At 40.3% G+C, this 13,485-nt stretch carries 9 protein-coding genes; 2 read left to right on the top strand and 7 right to left on the bottom strand.

The genetic code is table 11. The annotated features are described in order from the left end of the window. Positions 1-653: integron integrase (locus I6F49_RS10280; protein ID WP_197180256.1), on the top strand; the 653-nt coding region annotated here is incomplete at its 5' end. Positions 654-841: 188 nt separating this feature from the next. Here the strand turns inward: I6F49_RS10280 and I6F49_RS10275 are convergent. The 5 genes from I6F49_RS10275 to I6F49_RS10255 form a co-directional block, all read right to left on the bottom strand. After that, positions 842-3,097, bottom strand: a complete 2,256-nt coding sequence (locus I6F49_RS10275; RefSeq protein ID WP_197180253.1) for an acyl-CoA dehydrogenase — start codon at positions 3,095-3,097, stop codon at positions 842-844. A 349-nt stretch (positions 3,098-3,446) separates the two neighbouring features. Further along, positions 3,447-4,475 (bottom strand): zinc-binding dehydrogenase, encoded by a 1,029-nt coding sequence (locus I6F49_RS10270; protein WP_197180251.1) that lies wholly within the window; start codon positions 4,473-4,475, stop codon positions 3,447-3,449. Between the two features lie 10 nt (positions 4,476-4,485). Beyond that, positions 4,486-5,898, bottom strand: a complete 1,413-nt coding sequence (locus I6F49_RS10265) for a TolC family protein (protein ID WP_197180249.1) — start codon at positions 5,896-5,898, stop codon at positions 4,486-4,488. After that, positions 5,891-9,043, bottom strand: a complete 3,153-nt coding sequence (locus I6F49_RS10260; protein ID WP_197180247.1) for an efflux RND transporter permease subunit — start codon at positions 9,041-9,043, stop codon at positions 5,891-5,893. The genes I6F49_RS10265 and I6F49_RS10260 overlap by 8 nt, the downstream gene beginning before the upstream one ends. 9 nt (positions 9,044-9,052) lie before the next feature. Then, on the bottom strand, positions 9,053-10,222 hold the full coding sequence (locus tag I6F49_RS10255) for an efflux RND transporter periplasmic adaptor subunit (RefSeq protein WP_197180245.1): 1,170 nt from the start codon (positions 10,220-10,222) through the stop codon (positions 9,053-9,055). A 119-nt stretch (positions 10,223-10,341) separates the two neighbouring features. Here I6F49_RS10255 and I6F49_RS10250 point away from each other — a divergent pair, with 119 nt between their 5' ends. Then, a complete protein-coding gene (locus tag I6F49_RS10250) occupies positions 10,342-11,280 on the top strand; it encodes a LysR family transcriptional regulator (protein WP_165729475.1) in 939 nt (312 codons plus the stop codon). 22 nt (positions 11,281-11,302) lie between these two features. Here the strand turns inward: I6F49_RS10250 and I6F49_RS10245 are convergent, their stop codons facing one another. Both I6F49_RS10245 and moaA read right to left on the bottom strand, forming a co-directional pair. Further along, positions 11,303-12,340: a GGDEF domain-containing protein gene (locus I6F49_RS10245; RefSeq protein WP_197180243.1), complete on the bottom strand. Its 1,038-nt coding sequence runs from the start codon at positions 12,338-12,340 to the stop codon at positions 11,303-11,305. Between the two features lie 171 nt (positions 12,341-12,511). Continuing rightward, the gene (gene moaA, locus I6F49_RS10240; protein WP_197180241.1) at positions 12,512-13,483 is read right to left on the bottom strand and encodes a GTP 3',8-cyclase MoaA; all 972 of its coding nucleotides are present in this window, start codon (positions 13,481-13,483) and stop codon (positions 12,512-12,514) included. Between the last annotated feature and the right edge of the window lie 2 nt (positions 13,484-13,485).

Below are 13,485 nucleotides of genomic sequence, written 5' to 3'. Positions count from 1 at the left end.
TTGTGCTTACTCAAACAGAAGTTTCAGCGCTATTTAAACACTGTGTAGCAAAGCATTATTTACCCTGTGGATTACTTTATGGCAGTGGTATGCGATTAATGGAGGTACTGCGTTTACGAGTACACGATATTGACTTTGACTATAACTGCATTCGAATTTGGGATGGCAAAGGAGGCAAAAATCGTGTTGTAACCCTTGCCGTAGAGCTCACACCGCAATTACGTTCTCAAATACAATTAGTTGATAGTTATCTACAATTAGATCTTAAAAACCCTTTGTATAGCGGTGCATACATGCCGCATTTGTTACGTAAAAAATATCCAAATCATAATAAGCAGCTGGGCTGGCAATATTTATTTTCATCACATAAATTAAGTCTTGATCCCGAGAGTAAACAATTAAGGCGCCATCATATTGATGAAAAGCAATTACAACGCGCTGTTAAAAAAGCCGCTTTTGATGCAAAGATTAACAAACACGTTACCCCACATACTTTGCGCCACTCATTTGCTACGCACTTGCTGCAAAGCGGCGCTGATATACGTACAGTACAAACACAGCTAGGTCACAGTGATGTGCGTACTACGCAAATATATACCCATGTACTGCAGCAAGGCGCTAACGGGGTTATTAGCCCTTTTTCAAGATTATAAGCGTCTCTTTTTAATACTCTACAGATACATATTCACTTTCAAACCAATACCGTCATCTATTTCCATTTTAAAAACATAAAAAAAGCCCCGCTTGTTTTTACACAAGCGGGGCTCCACACTAATACTTTTCAAGAATAAAAGCGCCGATACTGCGGGCGCTTTGCATCATTGAATTTTATTACTTTAACTTACTGATTAACTACGCTTTTAAGCGGATTAATTGGCTGTGCGTTATCGTCTAGTATGTTCATATCAAAATCGAACTCATCTACACGAATCGCTTTTTCACGTTTGATATTGTAATCAATTAACTGAACGTGTTCAGCTTGCGTGATTACATTTGCCGCTAGTGCGTTATCAAGTGTGATGTTAAAGCGTATACCTGGTTTAATTACTTTAGCACGTAGTGCTTTTTTAACTTTGGCCAGCTCGCCAAGTGATGCCATTTTAGCTTTGTAAGCTTGCTCATTAATATGATGACCATCGCCTACTACTGGTTTAACTAAATGCGTGATTTGCGCTTTAAATGCGGTATCTAGTTGAGCTTGCTTAGCTAGTTCGCGGATTAAGTCATCGCTAATTTTTGGCATTTTAGTTGAGTAGTTCATTGTAATGAAACGAATAAACTTACGAGTACCACTTGCAGGGAAGTTATCTAAAAACTTATGCAATGCTTCTTCAGCGCTTTGTAGTGCAAAACGAGTCGCGTAATGGAAATACGGCGCTGCTTGCTCACGGTCACTACTTGATACTTTTTGCTCGTAGTATTTAATTGATGCCATAGCTGCATATAAGAAGCTCATTACATCGCCTAAACGTGCTGATAGCATTTCTGCTTGCTTTAATTTACCGCCAAGTACAAGTAACGAAAAGTCTGCGTACACTGCAAGTTTTGCAGATAATTTATGTACTGCTTTTTCGTAATCGCGTACTTCTGGTAAATCAGAGTTTGCGCTTGCTGTAAATGGTAAAACACCAAGGCGGAAAGCACGGAAGCTGTTTGCTGTGCTGTAACCAATTGTTTTACGCAAAATACCGTTAAATTCTTTATCTGCGCCTTTGTCTTCACTATGAATAGACTCAACCATAGATTGTAAATATGGGTGACAACGCATAACACCTTGACCAAAGATCATTAGGTTACGTGTAAGAATGTTCGCGCCCTCTACCGTAATGGCAATCGGCTGAGCAACATAACCACTTGCTAATGTATTTTGTGGACCATTTTGAATCGCTTTACCTGCTTGAATATCCATTGCTGAATCAAGCACGTCGCGACCAAGCTCTGTCATGTGGTATTTAGCGATTGCGGTTACTACTGATGGTTTTAAGCCCATGCCTAAGCCTTCAGTTGTAAGTACTCGCATTGCTTCTTGTAGGTATGTTTTACCTGCAATGTCAGCTAGTTTTTCTTGAATACCTTCAAACTGACCAATGGCTAAACCAAACTGTTCACGCACTGCTGCGTATTCAGATGCTGATTTAAATGCAACTTGTGCTGTACTAACACCTAGCGCAGGTAATGAAATACCACGGCCAGCACCTAAACAGCTAACCAGCATTTGCCAACCACGGCCGATGTTTTTCTGACCACCAATAACAAAGTCCATTGGTACAAATACTTTGTTACCGCGTGTAGTACCGTTGTAAAAACGAATACCCATTGGGTCGTGACGATTACCAAGCTCTACGCCTGGGTGCTCTTTTGGAATAAGTGCACAGGTAATACCTAAGCTTTCTTTGCCACCTAATAAACCATCAGGGTCCATTACTTTAAATGCTAAACCAAGTACGGTAGCAATAGGTGCAAGCGTTATGTAGCGCTTGTCCCATGTGATCTCAAGGCCAAGTACTTCTTCGCCGTTATACATGCCTTTAGTAACTGTACCAATGTCTGGAATGCCACCAGCATCAGAACCCGCTTCTGGGCTTGTTAATGCAAAACATGGTATGTCTGTACCATTTGCTAGGCGTGGTAAGTAATGTGCTTGTTGTTCTTGCGTACCAAAGTGAAGTAATAACTCACCTGGGCCTAACGAGTTAGGAACCATGACGGTTACCGCAACTGCTGAGCTTTTAGTCGCAATTGTGCCAACAATAGTAGAGTTTGCATAAGGGCTAAACTCTAAACCACCAAACGACTTAGGAATGATAAGCGAGAAAAAACGCTCTTTTTTCAAAAATTCTAAGATGTCATTTGGTAAATGAATGCCGTTTTGAATTACTGAATCGTCAATCATGCCCAGTAACTCTTTTACTGGACCGTCTAAGAATGCTTGCTCGTCTGCGCTTAATGTAGCAGCAGGTACGTCGCGAAGTGCACTGAAATCAGGCTTACCTTGGTAGATAGAACCTTCAAGCCATACATCACCCGCGTCTAGCGCTTCTTGTTCTGTGATAGAAATACTTGGTAATACTTTTTTTAGTTTTGTACGTAAACTCATGATTGAACTCATCCGACCAGCTAAATAATACCTACATTACGTCATAAAAAATCGTTTAGATCAATTACTCTATTCAATTAATTAACAGTTTTTCCAATTTATTTTCTTTACCTGAACGTAAACTGTTGAAACACAAAGGCTTACAGTTGTACGCTGAAAAAAAGTATTTTAACTAAAATGATGAATAAAACCGCAAAATCTCTAGCGCTGTATTTATTTTCTGATAGGCATAAAAAAACGCAGCAAAAATAGGCTGCGTTTTTATTTAATTTATAGAGGCTACATAAGTAATTAATTTAGCTAAAACTAGCTAAAATCACCTAAACTTAAATCAAATTGTATAAGCGTTTCACTTAGCAACTTTAACAATTTGTTTGCCGGTAAAACCACCCGCAAGTTGTTTATTAAGCGCTTGCGATACTGACTCAGCACTAAAATCTACGGGCGTTATTTCTGGGTGTTTAATGTCGCCACTAACAGCCCCTTCTAGTAACAAATTACCCATAAAGCTCAAACGCTGCTGCGAACATAAACTATTAGCAAGCCATGCACCACCAATCGATACAACACTAATATTGGGCGCTCGGTGATACATTAAGTCTTGATCAAAACAAGGGAGCGGATTTAAGCAGGCAATACGTCCGCAAAAACGCATTAACTCAATATTACGCTGAGTACACTCACCACCAATCGTATCTATAACGGCATCAAAGCCTTGCGGGCCAAGTTCTCTGCGTATTTTTTCGCATAGCTTTTTATCGCTATAATCAAAAACCACATCGGCACCTAGCTGCTTAACAAGCTTGTGATTACGCTTTGATGCCGTGGTAAATACATCTGCACCGCGCTGTTTTGCATATTGAATAGCAAACTGCCCTACCGCTCCAGCTCCGCCTTCAATAAAAATAGTATCGCCTTCACTAATACCTATTTTATCTAAGCTAATAAGTGCTGCCATACCCGCGCATGGAAGTGTTGCTGCAATGGCTGGGTTTAAGTTATTTGGTACAACCGACACTGCATAGTTAGGTACTTTGGTGTATTCGCTCAAAGCGCCTTGCTCACCAATGTTGGCATGCCACATAACGCGCTCGCCAACATTTGGAAACACACCTTTTTTAGCTTTAACCACAACACCTACGACATCTAAGCCTAAAATGTGTGGATACTGCCACTTACAAAAGCCTGTTTTAGCAAATTGACCATCAACTGGATTTAAACCAACGTACTCTACTTTTACAAGCAGGTCGTTATCTGCACAGGTTGGAACAGGCACCTCAGCATCGGCTAAGTTAATTGCTTCATTTGGTTCTGGCAGTACAATAGCGCGCATAGTTTGCGGGATAATGTATTCATGTAAATTTTCAGTATTTGGCATCAATATAACTCTACTTATTAGTGTCGTTTAACGCATAGCTCCATTGCCCATTAAATGACTGGTACGCATTTACTTTGGAAAGCAATGAAGAAATTGTTGATTCAACAGCATTTTCTTGTGCTATTAAAACATCCTGACGCGCATCTAACAACTCAAGGTAAGGAATTTGACCTTCTTCATACATTGCTTCGGCTTGTAAAAATGCTTTATTAGCAAAGTCATAGCGCTCATCGGCAAAGCGCTTTTGCTGTGCTTGATTGACCAACAATTGCAATGAAAGTTCACTTTCACTTAGTGCAGTTAATACTACTTGTTGATAATCGCTGTATGCGGCTTCACTTAAAAACTGCTGCGCGTCACGCTGCGCTAAAAGCGCAGGATAACTTAAAATAGACCACTGTAACTGCGGCGCTACTTGCCATTGTTGCTGTGTATCACTAAAGCCATTGCTACCTAGGCTAAGTACGCCTGCAAAGCCACTTAAGCTTATGTCTGGCAATAACGCTTTACTTGCCGAGACACTTAAACTGTTTGCTTGGCTAAAGTCATAAAGTGCGCGGCTAATGTCAGGTCTTAATGCAATTGCTTTATTAGGTTCACTTAGTGAAACACTAAACTCTCGCTCTAAAATAACCTGCTCGTTTGTTAATTCAACATTTTGCGCTAAACGACCGGTTAAAACGGCTAAAGTCGATAAGTCGCTAAATTTAGCATATTCAATAGCCGGAATTAATGCTTGCTGCTGTCTTAACTGCGCCATCGTTCTGTTTAAATCAAGTTCGTTTGCAACACCTTCATCAACACGAGCTTGAAGTACGTCAATGCTTTGCTCAAGTGCTTCTATTTGAAGCGTAACAATGTGCTGCTTTTCAACATTACCTTGATAGCTTACAAAGCCTTTAACAACTGACGATACCACTTCAATTTGCAATAAACGTACTTGTTCGGCTTGGCTCATGGCCGATGCACTAGCGGCATCAACCAAGGCTGTAATTCGGCCAAATAAGTCAAGCTGCCAATCAAGCGCTAAATTAGCACTCGATTGACGGCTGTTTGTATCACCTAAACCACTGCGCTGTGCGCCAATTTCAATACCACCTTGCGGTAAGTATCGCGCTTTTTGCTCGCCTAAGCGTGCTAATGCACTCTTAAGCGTTAACTGGCTTGTTTGCAAGTCGTGGTTATTAGCTAAAGCATTGGCAACTAACTGGTCTAACTGACGTGAATCAAGCCCTTTCCACCAATTAGTTTCGTCTGCCCCTGTAAGTTTGCCCGCGATATTTGCGCTCGTCACAAAATCACTAACAACATTCTGCTCGCTAACAGTATCGATTTTACTCGCACATCCTGATAAAAACGCAGCAACTAATACCGCACTGGCAGTTAGACTTGTTTTAAGTCTTTTTTGCACTAATTTAGTCATGGGTATTCTCCTGCGCTTTCTCTTTTTTGTTAGTAACTAACATATAAAATACTGGCGTAAATAATAGGCCAAACACGGTTACACCTATCATGCCTGAGAACACAGCATTACCCATTGCGTGTCGCATTTCGGCGCCCGCACCTGTAGCAAGCACTAACGGTACAACACCTGCTGTAAACGCAATTGAGGTCATTAATATTGGGCGCAGACGCATACGACAGGCCTCAAGTATTGCCTCTAAGTGCGATAAGCCAGTGTCGTGTCTGTCTTTTGCAAACTCAACCATCAATATCGCATTTTTAGAAGCCAACGCCACCAGTACTATTAACGCTATTTGGGTGAATATGTTGTTGTCAGAGCCAACAAACCACACACCTAACAAGGCTGAGAAAATAGTCATTGGTACAATTAATATAATTGCCAGTGGTAAACGTAAGCTCTCGTACTGCGCTGCAAGTACCATAAATACAAGTAATACAACTAACGGGAATACATAAACCATGGTGTTACCGGCAAGTACTTGTTGGTACGTTACTTCAGTCCACTCATACTCAATACCTGTTGGTAGTGTGTCTGCGAGTACTTTTTCAATAGCAACTTGTGCTTGATCAGAGCTGTAACCTGGTGCTGGGCTACCATTTAGTTCTGCACTTGGGTAACCGTTGTAATGCATAACACGGTCAGGACCAATTGTTGGTGTTACTGTTAATACAGAGCCTAGTGGCACCATATTACCTGAGCGGTTACGTACTTTTAAATTAAGTATTTGATCAGGGTCTAAGCGGTAGTCAGCATCAGCCTGTGCATTTACTTGGTACGTACGACCAAACATATTAAAGTCATTTACGTACACAGAGCCTAAGTAAATTTGCAGTGCATTAAATACTTCATCAAGTGGAATGCCTTGAATTAGCGCTTGCTCACGGTCAATATCAATATCCATTTGTGGAACTTGGATACGGAAGCTTGAGTACAAGCCCATTAATGCTGGATCTTGCTGCGCTTTACCGATAACAGCTTGCAGACTATTAAATAAGGCTTCAAACCCTTTATTAGCTCTGTCTTCTATTTGCAGTTTAAAACCGCCGGTAGTGCCTAAACCTTGAATTGGCGGCGGTGGAAATACCGCTACAAATGCTTCATCAATGGCAGCAAAGCGTTTATTCAACTCGGCAGCAATGGCCATCGCTGATTGACTTGGATCGGTACGTTTGTCAAAGCTTTCAAGTGGTGTAAATACAATGCCGCTGTTAGGGCTATTAGTAAAACCGTTCACTGATAAACCAGGAAATGCAACGGTATGTGCAACGCCTGGTACTTCTAATGCAATTTGCTGCATTTGAGAAAGTACATCTTCAGTACGATCAAGGCTTGATGCATCAGGTAACTGCGCAATAGCCACTAAATACTGTTTATCTTGCTGTGGAATAAAGCCACCCGGTACGGTATCAAATAACTTAATTGTGCCACCAACAAGTGCTATGTAAGCCACCATAACAACAACGGTCATACGAATTAGTTTTTGTACCAGTTTTTCGTAACCTTTAGCACCACGATTAAATACGCGGTTAAATGGTTTAAATAACCAACGACCAAACAATTTATTAAGTAAACGCGTGAACGCATCTGGTTTTGCATCGTGCGATTTTAATAACAATGCAGCAAGCGCAGGCGATAACGTTAATGAGTTAAACGCTGAGATAATAGTCGAAATAGTAATTGTAAGTGCAAATTGCTTATAAAATTGACCTGATAAACCGGTAATAAACGCAGTAGGAATAAATACAGCACTTAGTACTAGCGCAATGGCAATAATAGGGCCTGTTACTTCACTCATTGCAACGCGGGTTGCTTCAAGTGGCGATAAGCCTTTTTCGATATTACGCTCTACGTTTTCAACAACTACAATCGCATCATCTACAACAATACCTATGGCCAATACTAAGCCAAACAACGATAAGGTATTAATTGAGACACCTAACCACTGCATTACGGCAAACGTACCAATAAGTGAAATAGGCACAGCAATTAGCGGAATAATTGATGCACGCCATGTTTGTAAAAATACAATAACAACAATAACTACCAATACAATTGCTTCAAGCAAAGTGGCAATTACCGCGTCAATTGAGCCGCGAACAAATACCGTTGGATCGTACACAATGTCGTATTCAACACCGGTAGGAAAATCTTTAGATAAGCGCGCCATTGTTTCGCGTACTTGATCAGATAGCTCAATAGCGTTAGAACCAGGGCGTTGAAATATTGGCATTGCAAGTGCTGGTTGATTATCAAGCTCTGCTCGAAGTGAGTAAGTGTCTTGACCTAAATCAACACGGGCTATATCAGATAAACGCGTTAACTGACCTTCATCGCCCACTTTAATAATAACTTGTTCAAATTCTTCAATACTGTTTAAACGACCTTTAACGTTTAACAATATTTGAAATTGACTGTCGTTTGAAATTGGTTGCGCGCCTAAGCTACCTGCAGCAACTTGCTGGTTTTGCGAGCGAAGTGCTGTTACTACATCTGTTGCTGTTAATTCGCGTGCAGCAAGTGCATCTGGGTTTAGCCATACTCGCATTGAGTATTTGCCGGCACCAAACATGCGAATATCACCTACACCCGGTAAACGTGCAATTTCATCTTTAATGTTTAAATCGGCATAGTTAGATAAGTACGCTGTGTCGTGCGTTTTTTCAGGTGAATATAAATGCACTACCATGGTTAAATCTGGTGATGACTTTTCAGCTACAACACCTAAACGTTGTACTTCTTCTGGCAAGCGCGGAAGCGCACTGTTTACACGGTTTTGTACTTGTACTTGAGCACGGTCTAAATCGGTACCTAATGCAAATGTCACCGTTAGTGTCATGCGGCCATCACTGGTACCTTGCGAGAACATATATAACATGTTTTCAGTACCGTTAATTTCTTGCTCCAGCGGTGTTGCCACTGTTTGCGCAATAACGGTCGGGTTAGCACCCGGGTAGTTAGCGGTTACAACCACTGTTGGAGGAACTACTTCTGGGTATTCACTTACTGGTAGTTGGAATAGTGATATACCACCAGCAATTAAAATAACCAATGACAGCATGGCCGCAAATATTGGGCGCTGTATAAATAAATGCGAAAATTTCATCAATAAACCTTATTGCTTAGCCACAAGTTGTGCGCTGTCATTTGACAAAGTAAATGCCACACCACTTGTATCAATTGTTACTGTTTGCGGAGAGATTGGCATACCTGGGCCTACGCGAGCGGGGCCATTTACAGCAATAACATCACCTTCATTAAGGCCCGATGTAACCGCACGTAATGCACCGTAACGCTCACCTGTAGTAATTAGTTTGTATTCAAGTACGTTGTTTTCACCAACCGTTAATACGAAGCGGTTTTTTAAATCGGTACCAATTGCACGTTCTGGGATAATAATCGCGTCGCTAATAGAATTTGCAGCCAGCTTTATACGTGCAAACGAGCCTGCGCGTAACTGGTTACTGTCTTCATTAAATACTGCACGTACACGTAATGTACCTGTTGATGAATTAATTTGGTTATCAATAAAGTTAATGTAACCTTTGTATGCAAAATCGCTTTGACCCACTTTTTGCATTACAACAGTTTGTTGACTCGCAGCAGTAACATCATTAAAAGAGTGATTCCATGTGCGTTCATCAACATCAAAATAAGCGTACATAGCTTGGTTTGAAACAATTGACGTTAATACGCTTTGGCCCGCAAGTATGTTATTACCTTTAGTAATATTTGCGCGAGAAATAATGCCATCAATTGGTGATACTACTGACGTAAATTCTAAATCAAGTTCTGCCGATGTAAGCTGTGCTTGAAGTGCAGAAAGCTGTGCTTCGCGTTGGCGTAGTGTTGAAGTACGCGCTTGTGCTTGCTCAGTAGAAATTGCTTTACGGTCTAATAATCGTACCGCACGTTTGTCTTCACTTTTAGCTTGCTCTAAGGCAGCTTGTGCGCTGTTGATTTGCGCTTTTAAACTAGCAACCACAGCAGCAAATGGACGAGAATCTAGTTGAAATAAAACATCGCCTTCTTTAACCACGTCGCCTTCTTTAAATTCAATGCTATCGATTATTCCCGACACACGCGGCATTAAAGCAACTTCTTGTGGAGACTCTAAACGAGTTGTATATGTGTGCCAGCTTTGTACTGGTTTAACAAGCACCTGTGCTACATCAATTGGTTGAAGTTGCTGTGCAGGTGCTGATTGAGCTGTGCTCTCATCGGCACAACCTGCTAGTGTTAAAGATGCCGCAGTAAGTGCTGCAGCAATTAGATGTTTGTTCATGAAGACGCTCCATTATTGATTAGCCTCGCATAATACGGATTTAACCCGTGTGTAAAAACCATAGATTTTTAAATTCATTAATGCCAAAATGGCATCAATGAATTAGTTAAGGTGTAATAATGGATACAACAAGTCGACTTTTAATGTTACTTGAAGTGGTTGAGCAAGGCTCTTTTGCAAAAGCTGCAGAATTACGCAACATAGATCGCTCTGTTATATCCAAGCAAATTAGCCGTTTAGAGGATGAACTAGGCGTTAGGTTACTTAACCGTACCACTCGCTCGTTTTCGCTCACAGCGGCGGGCGCAGAAATGATCAAAAAAGCCGCTGAGCTTAGAGAGTTGCTCGGCGAAACAGTACGCATGGCTGAAAACTACCATTTAGAGCCACGCGGGGTGTTAAAAATCACGTCATCAACATTGATTGGCAGGCGTTATTTGCAACCTGTACTTAATGATTTCCAAAAACGCTTTCCGCAAGTAGAAGTTGAACTGCGCTTAGACGATAGATTAGTAGATATAGTTTCTGAAGGGTTTGATTTAGCATTTAGAGTGGGTGAACCCAAAGATTCATCTCTTATTGCACGTAAAATAGCGCGTAATCGCTTACTCATTGTTGCAGCACCAGAGTATATAGACACTTATGGTATGCCCAAAACAATGGAAGATTTAGCACAATTGCCAGCAGCAAGCTACGCCAGTAACTCTATTCGGATAGATGCAATAGATTACTACAACAGTAAAGGTGAGCCCTGCGAGCAAAAAATAAAAAGTGTGTTTAGAGCAAACGATGCAGAGTCATTACTGATGAAAACATTATCGGGCACCACTTATTTTGTCGCCCCTGCATTTATTATTGGTGATGAAATATCACAGGGTAAACTAGTGCCTTTATTAACTGATGTGAAACTAATGGAGTTTAGTGCGATGTATGCCGTGTATCCGCATCGAGATTTACCGGTAAGAACTCGGTTATTTTTTGATGCTGTACGCGAACATATAGGAAAAGATAAACCAATTTGGGAAAACGGGATCCCTAACTTCGAGCAAATGTACTAGGTAATGTATTAGGTAAGGTAACTTAAGCAACTACCGCCTCACAGTCGTGCTCTTTTTTAAGCTTACAATACACTTTATTACGACCAAATTGTTTTGCTTTGTATAACTGTTTATCCGCTTGGTTTACAAAGCTTTCCAATGAATTAGTACTTTTAAATTTTGCGATTCCAATACTCGTTGTAATATTGATAGCAAGGCCATCAATATCAAAAGTTGTATTTTCAAAACGTGCTCTTATTTGTTCAGCGGCGTCTAGTGCAGCCTCTTCATTTGCAAAAGAGCTAAATAAAGCAAACTCTTCACCGCCAACTCTAAATACGTACCCTCTGCCAAGTGCAACCCTTAGTAAAGTGGCCACTTCGACAAGTACTTGGTCACCCACGCCATGTCCGTGCTCGTCATTTACTTGTTTAAAAAAGTCTAAATCGAGTAAAAACAAATATAACTGTGACTTATCTTGTAGTTCTACTTCAAAGTAGTGGCTCATTGAAAGCCGATTACCTGCACCCGTTAATGGGTCTAGCAACGCTAAGTTTTTAAGTCGCTTTGAAAAATTCGAACGACTCCCTTCAAAAACATGAGATATCGCCCAAATACTAAAATAAGCACAAATTAAATTTAGGGATAAGTTAAAGGTTTCAAAGGGTGAAAGAGTAGATTTACTCCCTAAAATAAACACTTGGATAGCTAATAAAGTTGCAGAGAAAATTACACCATATTGTTTACCTAACAACAGGTAGTACAAAATAGGTAATGCAAACGACCATACAAATACACCGTTACGAGGAGATGCTAAAGCGGTAGCTAAAATAACAATAAACGTTACAAGTGCACACATCACAACGGATTGCCAAAACTGTAGTGGACAACGTGTAAGTGAAATATAAGTAAATATACAATAAATGGAAAAACAGATTTCGATATAGCCAAGCAGTGGAAAGTTATTTACGGTTAAATTAAGCCCCGCAAATCCAGCTGATAAAAAACCAAAACAAAGACACATCCCTCTAAGAACGTCCTTCCTTAATGATTTAGTGCTATTAAGAGCTGCGATATCCATTCTAATCACTTAACAAAAAATAAAAATTAAGTTTAACGGGAAAATATAATTTAACAAGCCTTGTCGATATAAAACCATGTAGATAAACCCTGTTATTACCTTTTTTTAGGATAATGTTATGCATTTTAGGGGCATGTTTGGTATTTTAGCTTCATCAAGCAACCTTAATAACTAGCCACCTAACATTGATAAATTAGTCGTAATACCTGTATTACCTTGATGTAAAAGATGAGTTGGTTTTTTAGTTTTAATATAACGCGATAGCAATGCCATTAACTCACTGTTTGAACTATCGTTCATATATTCTCTTAATGAAATACCCTCTTCAGAGAATAAACATAAATGCAGATTCCCTTTGGCTGTTACTCTTAGCCTATTACAGGTACTACAAAAGTCATTACTGTAAGGCATAATCAAACCAATTCTGCCTTGATAATCAGGATGTGCAAACTCTTGCGCAGGACCTGCTGATGCACTACGCGCAACTTGCTGCCAACCCGTTTGTAATAACTGAGTTTTTAAAACTTGCCCAGAAACATGGTTAGCATCAAAAAAGGCTTTGTTATCGTTTGTTTGCATCAACTCAATAAAGCGAATAGTAACGGGGCGATGTTTAACCCAATTTAAAAATGTATCAAACTCTTTTGCGTTGTATTGCTTCATCAGCACGCTGTTTATTTTTACCGAATCAATCCCTGTTTCAAGCGCGGTATCAATACCTTTCATTACTGAGGTAAATTTATCGTGCCCAGTAATAGTGTTAAACATGCGTGGGTCTAAGGTATCAATGCTTACATTAATTGCATTTAAGCCGGCATCTACCCAGTTGTGAATGTTTTTATGAAGAGAAAAGCCATTGGTGGTCATTGCAATTTTTTTGATACCTGCAATATCTTTTGCGGCGCGAATAACATCTATAAAATCTTTACGTAAGGTGGGCTCTCCGCCAGTGATCCTTACTTTTTCAATACCATGGTGAGCGAATGCTTTAAGCGTATTGCTAATTTCATTCACACTTAAAAAACCACGGTCACTCCCGCCTTGATAACCGTCGGGTAAACAATAAACACACTTAAAATTGCATACGTCAGTAATAGACAAACGCAAGTAACTAAACTCTCGCCCTGTTGGGTCGATTAGCATAA

The sequence above is a fragment of the Pseudoalteromonas sp. SWN166 genome (assembly GCF_015864485.1).
Classification (GTDB): domain Bacteria; phylum Pseudomonadota; class Gammaproteobacteria; order Enterobacterales; family Alteromonadaceae; genus Pseudoalteromonas.
The sequence above is the reverse complement of the archived record's forward strand: the minus strand, read 5'-3'. Positions and strand labels throughout refer to the sequence as shown.

Bases quoted from the DNA above. Each gene is read 5' to 3' on its own strand.
- I6F49_RS10245 (WP_197180243.1), bottom strand. From the start codon at position 12,340: ATGGATATCGCAGCTCTTAATAGCACTAAATCATTAAGGAAGGACGTT.
- I6F49_RS10255 (WP_197180245.1), bottom strand. From the start codon at position 10,222: ATGAACAAACATCTAATTGCTGCAGCACTTACTGCGGCATCTTTAACA.
- I6F49_RS10275 (WP_197180253.1), bottom strand. From the start codon at position 3,097: ATGAGTTTACGTACAAAACTAAAAAAAGTATTACCAAGTATTTCTATC.
- I6F49_RS10250 (WP_165729475.1), top strand. From the start codon at position 10,342: ATGGATACAACAAGTCGACTTTTAATGTTACTTGAAGTGGTTGAGCAA.
- moaA (WP_197180241.1), bottom strand. From the start codon at position 13,483: ATGCTAATCGACCCAACAGGGCGAGAGTTTAGTTACTTGCGTTTGTCT.
- I6F49_RS10260 (WP_197180247.1), bottom strand. From the start codon at position 9,043: ATGAAATTTTCGCATTTATTTATACAGCGCCCAATATTTGCGGCCATG.
- I6F49_RS10265 (WP_197180249.1), bottom strand. From the start codon at position 5,898: ATGACTAAATTAGTGCAAAAAAGACTTAAAACAAGTCTAACTGCCAGT.
- I6F49_RS10270 (WP_197180251.1), bottom strand. From the start codon at position 4,475: ATGCCAAATACTGAAAATTTACATGAATACATTATCCCGCAAACTATG.